This window comes from Rahnella sp. BCC 1045, assembly GCF_019049615.1.
Taxonomy (GTDB): Bacteria; Pseudomonadota; Gammaproteobacteria; order Enterobacterales; family Enterobacteriaceae; genus Rahnella; species Rahnella contaminans.
The window spans coordinates 16,036-33,559 of sequence record NZ_JAFMOZ010000098.1; the positions used below are offsets into that span (position 1 = coordinate 16,036).

Consider the following 17,524-nt stretch of genomic DNA (forward strand, 5'->3'; position numbering starts at 1 on the left):
AACGTAGCTGAAATTTCCGGTAAGAGAGGCCAAAAGTGGAACAGGTTGATGTGGTAGTCATTGGTGCGGGTGCGGCAGGCATGTTCTGTGCAGCGCAGGCCGGACAGGGTGGCTGCCGGGTTCTGCTGCTGGATAATGGCAAAAAAACCGGACGAAAAATTCTGATGTCGGGCGGCGGTCGCTGCAACTTCACCAATCTGTATGCCGAACCGGCTGCCTATCTTTCAGAAAACCCGCATTTCTGTAAATCCGCGCTGGCGCGTTACACCCAGTGGGATTTCATCGATCTGGTCAACCGCTACAACATCGCCTGGCACGAGAAAACGCTCGGCCAGCTTTTTTGCGATGATTCAGCGACACAAATTGTGGCGTTGCTGGATAAAGAATGTGAACGGGGGAATGTCGATGTGCGTCTGCGCAGCGAGATTTCAGACGTTCAGAAAACCGAAGATGGCTTTATTATCAAAGTGAATGGCTCAACTGTAAGTACTCACTCACTTGTGGTTGCCAGCGGCGGACTTTCCATGCCGGGGCTGGGCGCGTCGCCTTTCGGTTATCGTCTGGCCGAACAGTTTGGCCTGAAAGTGTTACCGACCCGCGCCGGTCTGGTGCCGTTTACGCTGCACAAGCCGCTGCTCGACCATTTGCAGACGCTTTCCGGCGTCTCCGTGCCCGCTGTGCTGACCGCGCAGGATGGCACGGTGTTCCGCGAAAGCATTCTGTTTACGCATCGCGGGATGTCCGGCCCGGCGGTTCTGCAACTTTCCAGCTTCTGGCAGCCTGGCGAGTTTGTGAGCGTTAACTTACTGCCTGATGTCGATCTGGCGGCGTTTCTCAATGCACAGCGGCAGGAACACCCGAACCAGAGCCTGAAAAATACGCTGGCGATGCAACTGCCTAAACGTCTGGTGGAATGTCTGCAAACGCTCGGGCAACTGCCGGACGTCACGCTGAAACAGCTGAACGTGCCGCAACAGGCCGAACTGGTTGAGCAATTGCAAAACTGGCAGGTTCAGCCGAACGGCACCGAAGGTTACCGCACGGCGGAAGTTACGCTAGGCGGCGTCGATACGCGCGAACTTTCCTCCAAAACCATGGCCGCGGCAAAAGTGCCGGGTCTGTATTTTATCGGCGAAGTCGTGGACGTCACCGGCTGGCTGGGCGGATACAATTTCCAGTGGGCGTGGAGCTCCGCCTGGGCGTGCGCGCAGGACCTGATTTCCCGACCGAAGGGCGCGAAATAGCCACATGACAGGGGGATTTCACCGTTTCTTCATTTTGTCCCCCCTGTTTCTGACATCCTGCGGGACGTTATCTGACATGCAGGTGAAAGAGCATCCCGATGCCGTGCGGGCGCTGGCCTGTTCGGGCGATCTCGATGAGATGGTTAATGGCGTTGTCCGCCAGTATCAGAAAAAAGAGAAAGCGGCGGGCCTTGCGATAGGCATTATCAGAAACAACGGCGAGGCCAGAACCTGGGGCTACGGCTACACTAATTCCACCCACAGCTACAGAATCGACGGGGAAACCCTGTTCGCGCTGGGTTCTGTGAGTAAAGGCGTGACCGGCGAAGTGGTGGCCGGGCTGGTCAATAAAGGCCAGTTGCGCTGGGACGATAAACTTTCCGATTTGCTGCCGAAAAATATCCCGCTGAGCGAGGATGCGAAAAACATCACGCTGTTGCAGCTGGCGACACACACGTCCGGTCTGCCGCGACAAAACATGAATAAAGACATGCTGGAGAGTTTTCTCCGCTATCTCTACACCGGCGACAATTTCTATCACGAGCTGGACAGCGATTCCGTCGTCAACGATCTGTCAGGGTTTACAAAGCCGGAGAAGCGCGAGCCGCAGTATTCCAATTTAGGCTACGCGCTGTTGGGGTATATTCTCAAACTGAAAACCGGCGAAGACATCCAGCAACTGTCTTATGATTTTATTTTCCGCTCGCTGAAGATGGATAACACCAGTTTTTATGCGACGCGCCTGAAAGACTATCCTTACCGCGCCATCGGGCATGCGGGCGATCAGCCGAAATTTATCCCGCGCGGCGAAGTGGTGCCTGACTGGCATTTCTCCAATAACATGGTGGCCGCCGCCAGCCTGTACAGCAATGTGGACGACCTGCTTAAGTACCTGCGTGCTCACATAGATGGCTCAAAAAATGGTGATCTCAACATGGCGATCAGCGACACGGAAAAAGTATATTTCCAGCGAGCTATCGAGGCGGCGAATATCGCGTGGGTGACGGATCACATCAGCCATCAAACGATTACGTATCAGGTCGGCTATATCGGCGGCTATTCCAGTTATATTGGTTTTGATAAAAAACATCAGAATGCCGTGGTGGTATTACAAAACACCTTTAACTGGAGCAATTATATTGGTCATGATCTTTTGCTGAGAATGGCGATGGCCGATGATTATCGCGGGAAGTGCCATTGATATTGTTTTCGTGAATGTGTGCGTGCTGAATAATCTGACTGATTTATGTAAATAAAAATTTTTACATATTAGAATTCAGAAGGGGGGATTGTTTCATAACAGTTTTATAGTTTCTTTCCGACAGTCTTGCGCCGAATCAGATATTTCTTTTCCGAAAATAATATAACCTGCCTGAAAATTATCATGCCCTGCGGGGACTCTCTTTTCGCAAAGGACTGTTATGTTCTCCCTGACTCGTAAAAAAAACGCCTGCCTTGCCGGCTTACTGATGTTGTCCGGCGCAGCCGTTGCCGCTGATCCCGCGCCGGTTGTCACTACGGAACCTGCCGTAACGGCGGCACCTGAAAAACCGGCTGCTGTTGCTGCCGCCGAAGCTGCTCCGGCAGCGCCTGAGAAACCGGCACCTTTTGTTGCCACTGAACCTGCTCCGGTAGCATCTGAAAAACCGGCACCTGTTATTGCCACTGAACCTGTTCCGGTAGCATCTGAAAAATCCGCCCCCGCTGTTACCGAAATTCCGGCTCCGCTGACCGTTTTACCGACATCGGCAGCCACCGTTCCTGCGGCGAAAGAAGAACCGAAAGCGCCGGTAAAACCAGTGTTCAGCCTCGACAGCGAAGAGCAGAAACGGGCTTACGCCAGCGGTGTCGCGATGGCGCGTTACATTGAAGAACAGATTGAGCAGCAGAAAGCGCTGCACATCACCATGAGCAAAGACATCATGCTGGCCGGGATCGCAGACACCTTTAATAATCAGGTGAAAATGAGCGATCAGGACATTCACACGACGCTAACGGCGTTTGATGAACAGGTCAAAGTCCTGACGAAAGCAGAAATGGATAAAAAGAGTGCCGCGGATAAAGCCTTCCTCGCTGATTTCGCCAAACAAGATGGCGTGAAAAAGACCAAACAAGGTTTGCTGTACTTGGTTAAAAACAAAGGCGAGGGCAACGTACTCAAAGATACCGATACGGTTGAAGTTGGCTATCAGGGCAAACTGGTGGATGGCACCATTGTAGACGGCCCGCAGGTTGAGAATGCCAATCAAGTCTTCCGCGTGGCGAATATGCCGCCGGTTCTGCGCGACAGCGTAAAACTGATTCGCAAAGGCGGTGAGATTCAGGTGGTCATTCCGCCTGTTGCCGTTGAAAACGCCAGTGACGCAAATCGGCCGGACGTAGTGGTGATCTACACCATTACCGTGGTGGATGTGAATAAAGCACAGTAATCCGGATGAATAAGAAAGGGCGCCCTTGTTTATACAGAGGGTGCCCTTTTTTTTGTGTCAGAATTTTGTTTCATAACAAGGGATTAGCCCTGGTGCACCGCAATATAGCGTTCAAACTTAGACGGTTTCAGCTGACTGAGATCCACCAGAACCAGCCCGTCGATGCAGTGGTTGAATTCCGGGTCGCTGCCGAAATCAATAAACTGCACGCCGCCGGTTTCGCAAAGTTCTGAATACTGCTTATACAGCGCCGGAATACTGCAACCGAGGTTTGCCAGCAGACGTTTCAGACGCTGCAAATCTTCCTGATAGTCATCACCGCAAAACTGTGCGAGCACGTCGGGCAAAGATGCCGGATAAGGGCGGCGTGACGTCGCCAGCGGCAGGGCGGGCGCGAAATACAGGCGATAAAAGGTGACCAGTAAATCGCGTGCGGCCAGCGGTAAGCCGCCGGAAATCGACACCGGGCCAAACAGGTAACGCGTTTGCGGATATTTCGCCAGATACGCGCCGATGCCGAGCCACAAATAATCCAGCCCGCGTTTGCCCCAGTACGCTGGCTGAATAAAGCTGCGTCCGAGTTCAATGCCCTGTGCGAGAATCGGGTCCATCTGATGGCCGTACTGGAACAGGCTCTGGCTGTAAATGCCGTTCAGGCCTTTGCTGGCGACCTGTTCGGCGGTCGGGATAAACCGGTAAGCGCCGACGATTTCCAGCGCCTGCGGATCCCACAACACCAGGTGATAATAATCGTCATCGTAACTGTCGAGATCGCGACGACGGCCGCTGCCTTCGCCTACGGCGCGGAACGCAATTTCGCGCAACCGCCCCAATTCGCGCAGTATCGGCACGTAATCTTCGCCGTGGCGGCGATAGAGATAAATCATTTTGCCGTCGGGTGTTTTGCCCAGCACTTCACTGGCTTCCAGCGCATGTTTCAGCACGGCGCGGTCTTCTGCGCGGGCAATCGACGTTTCGGTATGAAACAGCTCAGGCTTTCCGCTGCCAAGGCGATACACGTGTTTTCGGAAACGCGCGGCCAGATCGCCCGCCGTCATTTGTCCGTCGTGCCAGCTGGAATAAGGAATGCGCGCGCCGATTTTCAGCGTCAGGCTGTTACCGCGTTGCCCGAACATTTCATGAACCAGCAATAACGTGCTGAGCGGGCGGTAAATCATTGAGCTGAGATAAAACAGCGCGCTGTTGCTGCCGCCGATATGCACCGGAACTACCGGCGCACGGGCTTTGGCAGCAAGGCGGATAAAACCGGTATGCCATTTGCCGTCGCGCACGCCTTTCGAACTCATGCGTGACACTTCACCGGCCGGAAACACAATCAGCACGCCCTGATTCACCAGATGCTCCTGCATCAGCGTGACCTGATTGCGTCGGGTGCGATTGCCCATATTATCAACCGGGATCATCAGGCTGCCGAGCGACGTCACCAGCGACAGTATCTGGTTCGCGACCACTTTGACGTCAGGGCGTACAGACGCCACTGCGTGCAATAATGCCAGCCCGTCGAGCGTTCCGATCGGATGGTTGGCGACGATAACTACCGGCCCGTAGCTTGGGATTTGTTCCCGGTCGCGTTCCGTCAGTTCACAGCGAATATTAAAATGCTCCAGCACCTGTTCGGCCATATCAATGCCTTTCAGATGCTGATGTTGTTCGGCAAAGCGGTGGAATTCTTTTTCGCGGAACAGGGCTTTTAGGAGACGGCGTTGCCAGGAAGGGGTCTTGTGCTGCGGGTCGAGATCCTGAAACAGGGTATCCATGCTGAACATAGGATGTCCTCCGGTTGAAGTCATCTGACCATAGTCAGCCGGTGTGACAGTGATGTGTCAGTAAAATGACAGAATAACGAACCTTTCCGGCGCTGAATTATTTCCGTATAGTGCCCGCGCCGGACTATAGTGTGTAGGTAAAATCAACAACTCAGGGGAGGGAATTCGAAATGGACAAAAAACCTGTTCCTGATTTATTGCTCCCTATGTCAAAACCGACTAAAGCCATTAATAAACTCATTGCGGCTTTCCGCACGGCGTCCGCCCCTCTTGAGATAAAGGGAAAAGAGTCTGTTATTGAACTGAACCCGGTAAAGGAACAGGCAAAAGTAGTTTTAGTATTAGACGGCGCGCTGAATATTTACCGTACTGCCGATAACTTACGTTTTGTCAGAGCCGCTGCGCCAAATCTATTTGGCATGCAGGGTTCACCGTTCCGCTATAACCTTTATCAGTTCAGAAGTGAAAAAGGGGCGGTACTCGAAACGTTACCTTTTTCCCGCGCGATGGAACTTGTCAGCGAACATCAGTTGTTCAAAGAAGTCCTGCATTTCCAGACGTACCTCAGTGACTTTCAGGCCTACCGGACCAATTTGCTGATCAGCAAATCAACGTATCAGATCGTCTGCGCTTTCCTGTTTGAACTGGAATTGATGCCGCCTGAGCAACGGTTACGCACCAGCGTTTTTAATTATATTCATGAGCACACTCACCTGGCCCGTAGCGGTGTGATGAAAATTTTGTCCGATTTACGGCAGGGTGAATATATTAATATTGAGAACGGCAAGCTTATTGCTATCCTCAAAAAATTCCCTCGGGAATATTAAAACATGCAACGGTGTTGTTTAATTTTCCAGACAGGCGACGCCTTCTAAATTATCCTCAGATAATTAATCGGTGTCTGGCTGGTTATTGTTACCGGCATTGATGTTCGATGACGGTGATAGTGCCGGTATTCCAGCACGATATCGTTGTTTCGGTCGACAAAATCTATCCGGCTGCCCGCCAGCGTGCACATATCGGCAACCGCAGAGGCATCCCGCTGTTTCGAAAGCGGCGTACCGATGGGGTAATCAAAACTGATATTCGCCGTGACTTCATTCTGGTCAGAATTACCTTGTTTATATCCCGCGCCGATCGTCACCAAAGGCACCGGCGTGTAATCCACGCCCAGCGTCACAGAGGTCGGGTCTTCCTCAAAACTGTCGGTGCCAAAAAGCGCAACCTGATTGCGGATAACAAGGTAAATAGATCGGGAGCCGGACGTTCTTCGTCATTATCGAAGTCCGCTGACGCTTTCCACGCAGACAAAGGAATAGAATAGTTTCCGCTAAGTTTTAAGAAATTCGTGCACACTTCAGAACCTAAATGGCCGGGTTCTCCATTCTCCAGAAAGGTAGCGGTTCCGGGGCTCTTAAATCGGTGTTTCAATTTGTTGCTAAAACAACCTATTGCTAATAAAGTCCAAGACTCATTTACGGCTTTGCAACATGCCAGAACCTTCTTCGTGAGACGTCGATTTCCATGCCTGCTCCCGCTTTGCCCGAAAGTTCGTCTTCAAAAACCACATTACGGATCCTCTCCATTCTGGTTTTCAACTTTGCTAACTACCTGACGATCGGCCTGCCGCTGGCGATTCTGCCTGGGTATGTCCACGATCATCTCGGTTACAGCGCGTTCTGGGCGGGGCTGGTGATCAGCTTGCAATACTTCGCGACGCTGCTGAGCCGTCCGCACGCCGGGCGTTACGCCGATAAAGTCGGGCCAAAGCGCGTGGTGATGCTCGGGCTCAGCGGCTGCCTGCTTAGCGGCGTGTTCTATTTGCTGGCGTTATGGATGGACGCGTCACCGGCGGCCAGCCTGACGCTGTTGTGCGTCGGGCGTTTACTGCTGGGCGCGGGACAAAGTTTTGCCGGAACCGGTTCGACGCTCTGGGGCATCGGCGTGGTCGGTTCGCTGCATATCGGCAAGGTGATTTCGTGGAGCGGGGTGGTGACGTATGGCGCGATGGCAATTGGCGCGCCGCTCGGTGTGGGAATTTTCAGCCTAGGCGGCCTGACGCTGTTGTCGGTGTGCATTATTCTGGTAGCGCTGACGGCGTTACTGGTGGCGTGGCGTAAACCGCCGGTCGCGGGGAAACCCGTCACGCAAATTCCGTTCAGCCAGGTGCTGGGGAAAATTTTGCCCTACGGCATGATGCTCGCGCTGGCTTCCACCGGCTTTGGGGTGATCGCCACGTTTATCACCCTGTTTTACGATGCTAAAAACTGGTCCGGCGCAGCGTTCTCGCTGACATTTTTCAGTGCAGCGTTTGTCGGCATGCGGTTGCTGTTCCCGAATTGTATCAACCGATTTGGCGGCTTACGCGTTGCACTGGCGTGCTTCGTTGTTGAAATCATGGGGCTGATCCTGGTCTTTTTCGCCCCGACGGCGCTGGTCGCCATGGGGGGCGCATTCCTGACGGGCGCAGGCTTCTCGCTGGTCTTTCCGGCGCTCGGCGTGGTGGCGGTTAAGAAATTGCCGCAGGACAATCAGGGCAGCGCGCTGGCGACCTATTCTGCGTTTCTGGATTTGTCACTGGGAATTACCGGCCCGCTGGCGGGAATGCTGATGGCGCAGGCCGGAATTGATTCGATTTACCTCGGTTCTGCGTTGCTGGTGTTTATTGCGATGGCGCTGGTTCTGCGGCGTTTACCGCGCGAAACCAGCGCCTCCGTCAGGACAGATTAAACGCCGCGGATGCGCCCCATATGCAGCGTATCCACCAGTTCGCCGTCGCGCAGGGCGTAGTACGGGCTGCGGCCTTCAATGCTAAAACCATACTTCTTGTACAGCCCGATGGCTGCCTCGTTATCGGCATACACCGTCAGTTCGACGCGTTTCACCTGCAACCATTTGTCGCAGAGTTCCAGCGCCGCTTCAAGCAACTTGCTGCCCACACCACGCCCCTGAAAGCCGGTATCCACGCCAATCCCGAAGGTCGCCACATGACGTCGCCGCCACGGTTGCTCGACCATCAGCGTGAGATTGCCGACGAGTTTGCCGTCAATGCAGGCCACCAGCGCGAATCTTCCCGGCGCAGAGTTTGCCAGACGGTCTTCCCATAGCGAGGCGGGCGGATAAGGGAGCTGGAGAGTGTCGCTGTAAACAGGAACCTGAGCGTATAGGTGTTGAAGCGCCTCTGCATCTGCGGCTTCAGCGTGACGTATGACTATTTCGCTCATGGCGACACTCCTCTTTTTATGGTTACTGTTTGAATATCCTCTACATTTATCAGGAATAGGAAAACTGTCAATCGAATGTTTGGTGAAAAAAAATGCTTTACAAGTGCGAATGATAATGATTATTATTGCCATGCGTTCCGGGGATGGCCTCACACCAAGGTCAAACGGGTCCCCATGAATGCACGACATTGCTCACATTGCTTCCAGTATTACTTAGCCAGCCGGGTGCTGGCTTTTTTTTTCCTTCCTATTTCGCGCTGTGGATGCGTTGGCTGCGTGCGCTCACCCGAATCACATACTTATGTATGCTCATCGGGATTCACTTTCTTGCCGCCTTCCCACAACACGAACTATTTCGGAAAAACTGCTTTCCTATTTCGCGCTGTGGATGCGTTGGCTACGTGCTCTCACCCGAATCACATACTTATGTATGCTCATCGGGATTCACTTTCTTGCCGCCTTCCCATAACACGAACTATTTCGAAAAAAACACATCTTTTCTCTTTTCCAAATCCTTCTCATGTCTTCTACAAATCCTTTGGATTTAATCATCTGCATTTGTTCATATTTTTTGAACAGAGGGGTGAAGTTTTTACGCTTTCTTATTCTCAGCCGTTGACTAGACTAGAGAAAACATTGAGGAGAGTTGAACATGATCTACTTACGCAAAGCACAAGAACGCGGTCACGCAAGTCACGGCTGGCTGGAAAGCTGGCATACCTTCTCTTTTGCCGATTACTACGATGCGAACTTTATGGGCTTCTCCGCGCTGCGGGTGATCAATGAAGATTTCATCGATGCGGGGCAGGGTTTTGGTAAGCATCCGCACAAAGACATGGAAATTCTGACTTACGTGCTCGAAGGCACTGTGGAACATCAGGACAGCATGGGCAATAAAGAGCAGATTCAGGCCGGTGAATTCCAGATTATGAGCGCCGGGACCGGTGTGACGCATTCCGAGTACAACGGCAACAGTGACCGTAAACTGCACCTGTATCAGATCTGGATTATTCCCAATCAAAAAGGGCTGGAACCGCGTTATGAACAACGCATGTTTGACGCTCCGCAGGGCCGCCAGCTGGTGCTCTCTCCGGACGCCCGTGACGGTTCGCTGAAAGTCTTCCAGGATATGGAATTGTCCCGCTGGGCGCTGAAAAAAGACGAACAGTCTGTTTATCAGATTCAGGCTGAACGCCGCGTGTGGATCCAGGTGGTGAAAGGCACGGTGTCCATCAATGGCCAGAAAGCCGGGCCGAGCGATGCGCTGGCGATCTGGGATGAAACGGCGCTGTCCGTTCACGCCGATGAAGACAGTGAAATTCTGCTTTTCGACCTGCCACCGGTCTGATGATTTCTGGCACTCCGCTAAAGGCGACTCCGGTCGCCTTTTTTGTTTTTGTCCCTTAGTCCTTTTCCCCGCGTTTGCATTGCTGAATCTTTCAGCTTCGTGACGGCATTCACACCCGCAACAAATCGACCGGCAATTTTTTGACCCCCTTCGCACATTGGTTTCTGTTCTATGGAAACCGGTTTCCAAAGTGATTCAAATACCCTCAGCAAGAGAAACGGGCAGAACATAAATCATCTGGGAGTGAAGCAAAAATGAAAAGAATCATGCTTTGTTGTTCGGCGGGAATGTCGACCAGTTTATTAGTTCGCAAAATGAAAGAGGTTGCTGCGCAGCGCGGCGAAGACGTGCAGATTGATGCGTTCGGGGCCAGCGAGTTTGACGAGAAATTCCGTGATTATCAGGTGGTGCTGCTCGGGCCGCAGGTGCGTTATATGCAGGCTGATTTATCCAAAAGGGCCGCAGAATTCAATATTCCGGTCGAAGTCATCAACATGATGGATTACGGCATGCAGCGCGGCGACAACGTACTCGACTTCGCCTTCGGCCTGATCGCACAGGAAGGAAGCCGCGTATGAGTGGCCTTTATCAGGCGATGGTTAACGTCATCGAAAAGCACATCACGCCGCTGGCGGGCAGCGTCGGTCAGCAGCGGCATGTGATCGCCATTCGTGACGGATTTATCGCGGCGTTGCCTTTTATGATTATCGGCTCGTTTATGCTGGTCTTCATTTTTCCGCCATTTTCACCGGACACCACCTGGGGTTTCGCGCGTGGCTGGCTGGATTTGTCGCTGAAATACCGCGAACAGCTGATGCTGCCGTGGTATCTGAGCATGGGGGTGATGACTTTTTTCATCTCTGTCGGTATCGGCGCGAGTCTCGGAAAACACTACAAACTCGACCCGATCATGACCGGACTGCTGGCGTTTATGGCCTTTCTGCTGGTCGCTGCGCCCTACCATGACAAGCAAATCTCAACGCAGTATTTCTCCGGTGAAGGCATTTTCACTGCGATCCTGACGGCGATTTACGCCGCCGAAGTCTATGCGCTGCTCAAACGTCGCAACATTACAATCCGCCTGCCAAAAGAAGTCCCGACCGGCGTGGCGCGCTCGTTTGAAATCCTGATCCCGGTCGTCGTGATTGTCGCCACGCTGCATCCGCTGAACCTGTTTATTCAGTCCGCCACGGGCATGATTATTCCTGAAGCGATTATGCATCTGCTCGCGCCGCTGGTTTCTGCGTCTGATTCCCTGCCGGCGATTCTGATTTCGGTATTTATCTGTCAGGTGCTGTGGTTCGCCGGTATTCACGGCGCGCTGATTGTCACCGGCATTATGAACCCGTTCTGGATGACCAATCTTGCGCTGAACCAGACCGCGTTACAGGCAGGCGAACCGCTGCCGCACATTTATCTGCAAGGTTTCTGGGATCACTATCTGCTGATTGGCGGCGTCGGCTCGACCCTGCCGCTGGCGATATTGCTGTTGTGCAGCAAGGCTGTGCATCTTCGCACCATTGGTAAAATGGGCGTGGTGCCGAGCTTCTTCAACATCAACGAACCCATCCTGTTTGGCACGCCGATTATCATGAATCCGGTGTTTTTCCTGCCGTTCACCTTAGTGCCGATGCTCAACGCCGTTTTCGCGTATACCGCCACAAAACTCGGCTGGGTCGCGCAAGTGGTGTCGCTCACACCCTGGACAACGCCTGCGCCAATTGGTGCGTCATGGGCCGCAAACTGGGCATTCAGTCCGGTAATTATGTGCCTGTTCTGTATGGTGTTATCAGCAGTAATGTATTACCCGTTCCTGAAAGCGTACGAACGCACATTACTCAAACAGGAAGCGGAAAAGGCCGGTGCCCAAACGGCGGGTAACGCCGTACCGGTCAACAGCTAAAACGCAAAGCAACGGACAGCGAGGATAACGATGAAATACGCATTTCCAAAAGAGTTCTGGTGGGGCAGTGCCAGTTCTGCGCCGCAGACGGAAGGTGAAACCCTGAGCCACGGTAAAAGTGCGACGGTCTGGGATCACTGGTATTCGCAGCAACCGACGCGTTTCCATAACGACGTCGGCCCGCAGGACACATCGACGTTTTATAAAAACTGGCGCGAAGATATCGCGCTGCTGAAACAGCTGAACCACAACACTTTCCGCACATCGATTTCCTGGGCGCGTTTGATCCCCAACGGACGCGGTGAAGTGAATCAGGAAGCGGTCACATTTTATAATCAGGTTATCGACGAAATGCTGGCGCAGGGCGTGCAGCCGTTTATCAATCTGTTCCACTTCGATATGCCGATGGCGATGCAGGAAATCGGCGGCTGGGAAAACCGTGATGTCGTTCAGGCTTACGCTAAATACGCCGATACGTGTTTTGAGCTGTTTGGCGATCGCGTGAAGCATTGGTTTACGTTCAACGAACCGGTCGTGCCGGTGGAAGGCGGGTATCTTTATGACTTCCATTATCCGAATGTGGTGGATTTCAGACGTGCAGCCACTGTGGCTTACCACACCATGCTGGCGCATTCTCTGGCGGTGAAAGCCTATCGCGCCCGCAACCCTGGCGGCGAAATCGGCATCATTCTTAACCTGACGCCGTCGTACCCGCGCTCACAAAATCCGGCAGATCTGAAAGCGGCGAATATTGCGGATCTGATGTTTAACCGCAGTTTCCTTGACCCGGCGCTGCGCGGTGAATATCCGCAGGAACTGGTAGATTTGCTGAAAAAACACGATCAGCTGCCGGCCTGTCAACCGGGTGATAAAGCGCTACTGCAACAGGGCGTGGTGGATTTGCTCGGCATAAACTATTACCAGCCGCGCCGCATTCAGTGCCGCGACAGCATGGTCAATCCAGAAAGTCCGTTTATGCCGGAATGGTTCTTTGATAACTATGTCATGCCGGGGCGCAAAATGAACCCGCACCGTGGCTGGGAAATCTACGAGCAGGGGATCTACGATATCCTCACTAATCTGCGTGAAAACTACGGCAATCCGCGCTGTTTCATTTCTGAAAATGGCATGGGCGTTGAGCATGAACTGCGCTTCGAAAAAGACGGACGGATTGAGGACGATTACCGCATAGAATTTGTCAGCGGACATCTGAAATGGCTGCACCGTGCGTTGCAGGAAGGCAGCGGCTGTCTCGGCTATCATATGTGGACATTTATTGACTGCTGGTCATGGATGAATGCCTATAAAAACCGGTATGGTTTCGTCCAGCTGGATCTGGAAACGCAGAAACGGACGGTGAAGAAAAGCGGCGAATGGTTCGCGGCGGTATCTGAAAATAACGGTTTCGATTAACACAAGGAAAGACATGGCAAACATTAACGACGTTTCGCGGCTGGCGAAGGTGTCGAAAGCGACGGTGTCCCGTGTCCTGAGTGGCAGCCGCGGTGTCAAAGAAGAAAGCCGCCTGGCCGTAATGCAGGCGGTGGAAACGCTGCAATACAAACCGAGCGTGATTGCGCAGTCGCTGTCCACGCAGTCCACCGGCTGTATCGGGGTGATTTGCGCGGCAGAAAACATCAACCAGTCCACCGGTTATCTGCACGCGCTGGAAAAAGAATTACGGCTAAACCAGAAATATTTGCTGCTGAGATTCGCCACGGATGCGGCGGGTCTGGCGCATTCAGTTAACGAAATCGGCAGAGGATTATGCGATGCGATGATCGTTATCGGCGCGCGCTTTGAACTGCCGCCATTGCCGGAAAACGTGATTACTATTGATTGTCTGGATGAAGATTCCGACCGCAGCATTCACTTTGACCGCAGCTTTGCCGCCGAAACAGCCTGCCAGTATGTTTTGCAGCAAGGACGCAGGCAGATTGCGCTGATTAATGCAGAAAACGGCGAAACCGCAGGGCAAATCTTGCAGGGTTATCATCAGGCGCTGGAAAAATTCCTGCTGCCGTACGACCGGCGGCTGGTCCACAGTGGCGAACAGGCGCTTACGCAGTTGCTGGCGCAAAACGTTCCGTTCAACGCATTGCTGGTGCCGGACGATGCCAGCGCACAGGACGCCCTACGCCAGCTCGCGCAACACGGGCGCGCCGTGCCCGCCAGCGTGATGGTTTTCAGTCTCGACAGCACGTTGCCGCCGGGGATTTCCGCCGTTCCGGCCATCACGTATCCGCTGGAAACGCTGGCGCAAACCGCCATGGCGCTGCTCGCCGGGCAATTTTCAGCGAACGCGGGCGCACCGGTTCGCGGGCAGCTTTCTATCCCTTTCTGACCCACATCTCATGTCGCGCAGCAACGGATATCCGCCTGCGCGATTGTTTGCTACCATTACGCTCTGATCCCCTTAACCCAGTTCATTGAAAAACGTGAAGAAAAAAAGGCCCGTACTCCAGGATGTTGCCGACAAAGTGGGCATCACCAAAATGACGGTCAGCCGTTATTTGCGCAATCCCGAACAAGTTTCCAGCGCCTTGCAGGAAAAGATTTCGGCTGCGCTCGATGAACTGGGTTACATCCCAAACCGCGCCCCGGATATTCTCTCGAACGCCAAAAGTCGCGCCATTGGCGTGTTATTGCCGTCACTGACCAACCAGGTGTTCGCCGAAGTGCTGCGTGGCATCGAGAGTGTCACGGATATTCACGGCTACCAGACCATGCTGGCGCACTACGGCTACAGCCAGGAGCGCGAAGAACAGCGTCTCACGTCACTGCTTTCTTACAATATTGACGGCCTGATTTTGTCCGAACGCCATCACACCGCGCGTACGCTGAAAATGATCGAAGTGGCCGGTATTCCGGTAGTTGAGATGATGGACTGCGTCTCGCCGTGCGTGGATCTGGCGGTCGGTTTTAACAACTTCGAAGCCGCGCGGCAGATGACGCAGCAGATCATCGCGCACGGGCATCGGCATGTGGTGTATTTCGGCGCGCGTCAGGATGAGCGTACGATCATCAAGCAGCAGGGTTACGAGCAGGCGATGCGTGAATCCGGGCTGGAGCCTTACAGCGTGATGACCAGCCGTTCATCCAGCTACAGCGGCGGTGCGGAATTACTGCGTCAGGCGCAAAAAGACTGGCCGCAAATCGACAGTATTTTCTGCACCAACGATGACCTCGCGGCGGGCGCATTCTTTGAATGTTTACGTCAGGGGCTGAGTATTCCGTCACAAATGGCGATTGCCGGTTTCCATGGTCACAACATGGGGCAGGCGATGGAGCCACCGCTCGCCAGCGTACTCACGCCGCGCGAAAGAATGGGGCAGATTTCAGCCGAACGCCTGCTGGCAAGATTGCGCGGCGAAGAAGTCTTTCCGAGGATGGTGGATGTAGGGTTCACCATCTCGGCAGGCGGAAGTATTTGATTTAAAATTCCTCCCCCTTCGCAGGGGGAGGAGAAAGTCTTACTTCTGTAATGTTTTCAAGGCCGCTACGCAGCGATCGACCACACCTTCAAACTTATGATCGATATTTACGCGCAAGACATCCGGCTCATCTTCGCCCGGTTCTTCGAGCGCATCGAACTGGCTTCTCAGTAAATCCGTCGGCATAAAATGCCCGGCGCGCGCTTTCAGGCGCTCGGCAATCACGTCAAAACTGCCTTTCATGTAGATGAACACCATGCCTTCGTTGTCTTTGCGCAGCGCGTCGCGGTAGCGGCGTTTCAGCGCGGAACAAACAATAATGCCGGTTTCATTTTTATGGCGCAGGCTGTAAGCCGCATCATTCAGACGTAATAACCACGGCGCACGATCGTCGTCATTGAGCGGCGTACCGCTGGCCATCTTTTGAATATTTGCGCGGGGATGAAGATCATCACCGTCGATGAATTTTGCGTTAATTTCACGGGCCAGTGCCGCGCCGACGGTGGATTTACCGCTGCCTGACACGCCCATCAGAATGATGCTTTGTCCTGCCATAAGTATGATCTCTATCCCAAAATGAACATTTCGACTGCGTAGTGAGTCCTAATATTAGCATGTTACCGGTATCATGATACCGGTAACAAATGGAGATGTGACTAATATCACAAAGGAATGCACTGCTGTTTTAGCGGTCGCGGTCTGTACCCGTTGCACTGTTAATTCCTACAACATGTTGAAAATTAAAAACAATGCGTCACCTGTCTGGCCACGATGCCACGGTGACCGCATGAGGGGAAGAATATGCCAATAGTTATTGTAGCGGTGGGCGTTGCACTGCTGTTGTTACTTATGATCCGATTTAAGCTGAACGGCTTTATCGCGCTGATCCTGGTCGCCCTGGCGGTCGGGATTATGCAGGGTATGCCGGTCGATAAAGTTATTACGTCGATTAAAAACGGGGTAGGCGGAACGCTGGGCAGCCTGGCGCTGATCATGGGCTTCGGGGCCATGCTCGGTAAAATGCTGGCGGATTGCGGCGGCGCGCAACGTATCGCGACGACGCTTATCGAAAAATTTGGCCGTGAGCACATTCAGTGGGCCATCGTGCTGACCGGTTTTATCGTCGGTTTTGCGCTGTTCTATGAAGTCGGCTTCGTGCTGATGCTGCCGCTGGTCTTCACCGTTGCCGCGGCTGCGCGTTTGCCACTGTTGTACGTCGGTGTGCCGATGGCGGCGGCGTTATCCGTGACTCACGGTTTCCTGCCTCCGCACCCGGGCCCGACCGCAATCGCGACCATTTTCCATGCGGACATGGGCAAAACCTTGCTGTACGGTTCGCTGCTGGCGGTGCCAACGGTAATTCTGGCGGGGCCGGTGTTTGCGCGCTTCCTGAAAGGTATCGATAAACCGGTGCCGGAAGGTCTGTTCAACCCGAAAACCTTTACTGAAGAAGAGATGCCAAGCTTTGGCGTAAGCGTCGCGACTTCTCTGGTGCCGGTGATTTTGATGGCATTCCGCGCCGTTTGCGAAATGGTCCTGCCAAAAGGCCATCCGGTTCTGGCGTACGCTGAATTCTTCGGTGACCCGGTGATGGCAACGCTTATCGCGGTGTTGATCGCCATTTTCACCTTCGGCCTGAACCGTGGCCGTAAAATGGAAGACGTCATGGCAACCGTGACCGATTCCATCAAAATCATCGCGATGATGCTGTTAATTATCGGCGGTGGCGGTGCGTTCAAGCAGGTTCTGGTCGACAGCGGTATTGAGAAATACATTGCAGCCCTGATGGATGGCAGCAACTTATCACCGATCCTGCTGGCCTGGTCAATTGCCGCCGTTTTACGTCTCGCGCTGGGTTCCGCAACCGTTGCGGCGATCACCGCAGGCGGTATCGCGGCTCCGTTGATTGCGACTACCGGCGTCAGCCCTGAACTGATGGTTATAGCTGTGGGTTCCGGCAGCGTTATTTTCTCTCACGTCAACGATCCGGGTTTCTGGCTGTTCAAGGAGTACTTCAACCTGAGCATCGTCGAAACCTTCAAATCCTGGTCGGTGCTGGAAACCATTATTTCCCTCTGCGGCCTGGGCGGATGCTTGTTGCTGTCGATGGTTGTCTGACGACAAATTGTGAGCATAAAAAAGGCGAGCCGTGTGG

General features: G+C 53.5%; 17 protein-coding genes. 12 read left to right on the top strand and 5 right to left on the bottom strand.

What is annotated here, in order from left to right; translation table 11 throughout:
- The first annotated feature begins 35 nt into the window (after positions 1–35).
- The 3 genes from J1782_RS04075 to J1782_RS04085 all read left to right on the top strand — a co-directional run bounded on the left by J1782_RS04075 (position 36) and on the right by J1782_RS04085 (position 3,673).
- Positions 36–1,244 carry an NAD(P)/FAD-dependent oxidoreductase gene (locus tag J1782_RS04075; RefSeq protein WP_217152476.1) on the top strand — a complete coding sequence of 403 codons (1,209 nt, stop codon included), beginning with the start codon at positions 36–38 and terminating at the stop codon, positions 1,242–1,244.
- Positions 1,245–1,248: 4 nt separating this feature from the next.
- Positions 1,249–2,445, top strand: coding sequence for a serine hydrolase (locus J1782_RS04080; RefSeq protein ID WP_217152477.1), 1,197 nt, complete (start codon positions 1,249–1,251; stop codon positions 2,443–2,445).
- Between the two features lie 220 nt (positions 2,446–2,665).
- Entirely contained in the window at positions 2,666–3,673 is a 1,008-nt protein-coding gene (locus tag J1782_RS04085) for an FKBP-type peptidyl-prolyl cis-trans isomerase N-terminal domain-containing protein (protein WP_217152478.1), read from the top strand.
- An 83-nt stretch (positions 3,674–3,756) separates the two neighbouring features.
- Here J1782_RS04085 and J1782_RS04090 read toward each other — a convergent pair whose 3' ends face one another.
- Complete coding sequence (locus tag J1782_RS04090) at positions 3,757–5,460, bottom strand: lysophospholipid acyltransferase family protein (protein WP_152327580.1); 1,704 nt, start codon at positions 5,458–5,460, stop codon at positions 3,757–3,759.
- A 170-nt stretch (positions 5,461–5,630) separates the two neighbouring features.
- Here J1782_RS04090 and J1782_RS04095 point away from each other — a divergent pair, with 170 nt between their 5' ends.
- Complete coding sequence (locus J1782_RS04095; protein WP_152327579.1) at positions 5,631–6,287, top strand: helix-turn-helix domain-containing protein; 657 nt, start codon at positions 5,631–5,633, stop codon at positions 6,285–6,287.
- A 44-nt stretch (positions 6,288–6,331) separates the two neighbouring features.
- Here the strand turns inward: J1782_RS04095 and J1782_RS04100 are convergent, their stop codons facing one another.
- Together J1782_RS04100 and J1782_RS26525 are read right to left on the bottom strand one after the other, a co-directional pair.
- Positions 6,332–6,709 carry an inverse autotransporter beta domain-containing protein gene (locus J1782_RS04100; protein ID WP_217152480.1) on the bottom strand — a complete coding sequence of 126 codons (378 nt, stop codon included), beginning with the start codon at positions 6,707–6,709 and terminating at the stop codon, positions 6,332–6,334.
- Positions 6,637–6,816: an inverse autotransporter beta domain-containing protein gene (locus tag J1782_RS26525; protein ID WP_193333200.1), complete on the bottom strand. Its 180-nt coding sequence runs from the start codon at positions 6,814–6,816 to the stop codon at positions 6,637–6,639. The genes J1782_RS04100 and J1782_RS26525 overlap by 73 nt, the downstream gene beginning before the upstream one ends.
- Positions 6,817–6,984: 168 nt before the next feature.
- Here J1782_RS26525 and J1782_RS04110 point away from each other — a divergent pair, with 168 nt between their 5' ends.
- Positions 6,985–8,190, top strand: coding sequence for an MFS transporter (locus J1782_RS04110; RefSeq protein WP_208950045.1), 1,206 nt, complete (start codon positions 6,985–6,987; stop codon positions 8,188–8,190).
- On the opposite strand, the gene J1782_RS04115 is transcribed toward J1782_RS04110, so the two are convergent.
- Complete coding sequence (locus J1782_RS04115) at positions 8,187–8,684, bottom strand: GNAT family N-acetyltransferase (RefSeq protein ID WP_152327576.1); 498 nt, start codon at positions 8,682–8,684, stop codon at positions 8,187–8,189. The genes J1782_RS04110 and J1782_RS04115 overlap by 4 nt on opposite strands.
- 652 nt (positions 8,685–9,336) lie before the next feature.
- On the opposite strand from J1782_RS04115, the gene J1782_RS04120 reads away from it, so the two are divergent.
- The 6 genes from J1782_RS04120 to gntR all read left to right on the top strand — a co-directional run bounded on the left by J1782_RS04120 (position 9,337) and on the right by gntR (position 15,369).
- The gene (locus J1782_RS04120) at positions 9,337–10,032 is read left to right on the top strand and encodes a pirin family protein (protein WP_152327574.1); all 696 of its coding nucleotides are present in this window, start codon (positions 9,337–9,339) and stop codon (positions 10,030–10,032) included.
- Positions 10,033–10,286: 254 nt separating this feature from the next.
- Positions 10,287–10,610 carry a PTS sugar transporter subunit IIB gene (locus J1782_RS04125; protein WP_152327573.1) on the top strand — a complete coding sequence of 108 codons (324 nt, stop codon included), beginning with the start codon at positions 10,287–10,289 and terminating at the stop codon, positions 10,608–10,610.
- A complete protein-coding gene (locus J1782_RS04130; RefSeq protein WP_152327572.1) occupies positions 10,607–11,935 on the top strand; it encodes a PTS sugar transporter subunit IIC in 1,329 nt (442 codons plus the stop codon). The genes J1782_RS04125 and J1782_RS04130 overlap by 4 nt, the downstream gene beginning before the upstream one ends.
- 30 nt (positions 11,936–11,965) lie before the next feature.
- On the top strand, positions 11,966–13,348 hold the full coding sequence (locus J1782_RS04135) for a glycoside hydrolase family 1 protein (RefSeq protein WP_217152479.1): 1,383 nt from the start codon (positions 11,966–11,968) through the stop codon (positions 13,346–13,348).
- Between the two features lie 13 nt (positions 13,349–13,361).
- Positions 13,362–14,279 carry a LacI family DNA-binding transcriptional regulator gene (locus J1782_RS04140; protein ID WP_165060933.1) on the top strand — a complete coding sequence of 306 codons (918 nt, stop codon included), beginning with the start codon at positions 13,362–13,364 and terminating at the stop codon, positions 14,277–14,279.
- Between the two features lie 94 nt (positions 14,280–14,373).
- A complete protein-coding gene (gene gntR / locus J1782_RS04145) occupies positions 14,374–15,369 on the top strand; it encodes a gluconate operon transcriptional repressor GntR (protein WP_152327569.1) in 996 nt (331 codons plus the stop codon).
- 39 nt (positions 15,370–15,408) lie between these two features.
- Here gntR and J1782_RS04150 read toward each other — a convergent pair whose 3' ends face one another.
- Entirely contained in the window at positions 15,409–15,924 is a 516-nt protein-coding gene (locus J1782_RS04150) for a gluconokinase (RefSeq protein ID WP_152327568.1), read from the bottom strand.
- A gap of 246 nt (positions 15,925–16,170) precedes the next feature.
- Between J1782_RS04150 and gntT the strand changes: the two genes are divergently transcribed.
- Positions 16,171–17,487, top strand: coding sequence for a gluconate transporter (gene gntT, locus J1782_RS04155; protein ID WP_152327567.1), 1,317 nt, complete (start codon positions 16,171–16,173; stop codon positions 17,485–17,487).
- The last annotated feature ends 37 nt before the right edge of the window (positions 17,488–17,524 follow it).

What these genes read in the sequence shown, in the direction of transcription:
- J1782_RS04080 (WP_217152477.1), top strand. Translation starts at nt 1,249, where the DNA reads ATGACAGGGGGATTTCACCGTTTCTTCATTTTGTCCCCCCTGTTTCTG.
- J1782_RS04085 (WP_217152478.1), top strand. Translation starts at nt 2,666, where the DNA reads ATGTTCTCCCTGACTCGTAAAAAAAACGCCTGCCTTGCCGGCTTACTG.
- J1782_RS04090 (WP_152327580.1), bottom strand. Translation starts at nt 5,460, where the DNA reads ATGTTCAGCATGGATACCCTGTTTCAGGATCTCGACCCGCAGCACAAG.
- J1782_RS04095 (WP_152327579.1), top strand. Translation starts at nt 5,631, where the DNA reads ATGGACAAAAAACCTGTTCCTGATTTATTGCTCCCTATGTCAAAACCG.
- J1782_RS04110 (WP_208950045.1), top strand. Translation starts at nt 6,985, where the DNA reads ATGCCTGCTCCCGCTTTGCCCGAAAGTTCGTCTTCAAAAACCACATTA.
- J1782_RS04115 (WP_152327576.1), bottom strand. Translation starts at nt 8,684, where the DNA reads ATGAGCGAAATAGTCATACGTCACGCTGAAGCCGCAGATGCAGAGGCG.
- J1782_RS04120 (WP_152327574.1), top strand. Translation starts at nt 9,337, where the DNA reads ATGATCTACTTACGCAAAGCACAAGAACGCGGTCACGCAAGTCACGGC.
- J1782_RS04125 (WP_152327573.1), top strand. Translation starts at nt 10,287, where the DNA reads ATGAAAAGAATCATGCTTTGTTGTTCGGCGGGAATGTCGACCAGTTTA.
- J1782_RS04130 (WP_152327572.1), top strand. Translation starts at nt 10,607, where the DNA reads ATGAGTGGCCTTTATCAGGCGATGGTTAACGTCATCGAAAAGCACATC.
- J1782_RS04135 (WP_217152479.1), top strand. Translation starts at nt 11,966, where the DNA reads ATGAAATACGCATTTCCAAAAGAGTTCTGGTGGGGCAGTGCCAGTTCT.
- J1782_RS04140 (WP_165060933.1), top strand. Translation starts at nt 13,362, where the DNA reads ATGGCAAACATTAACGACGTTTCGCGGCTGGCGAAGGTGTCGAAAGCG.
- J1782_RS04150 (WP_152327568.1), bottom strand. Translation starts at nt 15,924, where the DNA reads ATGGCAGGACAAAGCATCATTCTGATGGGCGTGTCAGGCAGCGGTAAA.
- gntT (WP_152327567.1), top strand. Translation starts at nt 16,171, where the DNA reads ATGCCAATAGTTATTGTAGCGGTGGGCGTTGCACTGCTGTTGTTACTT.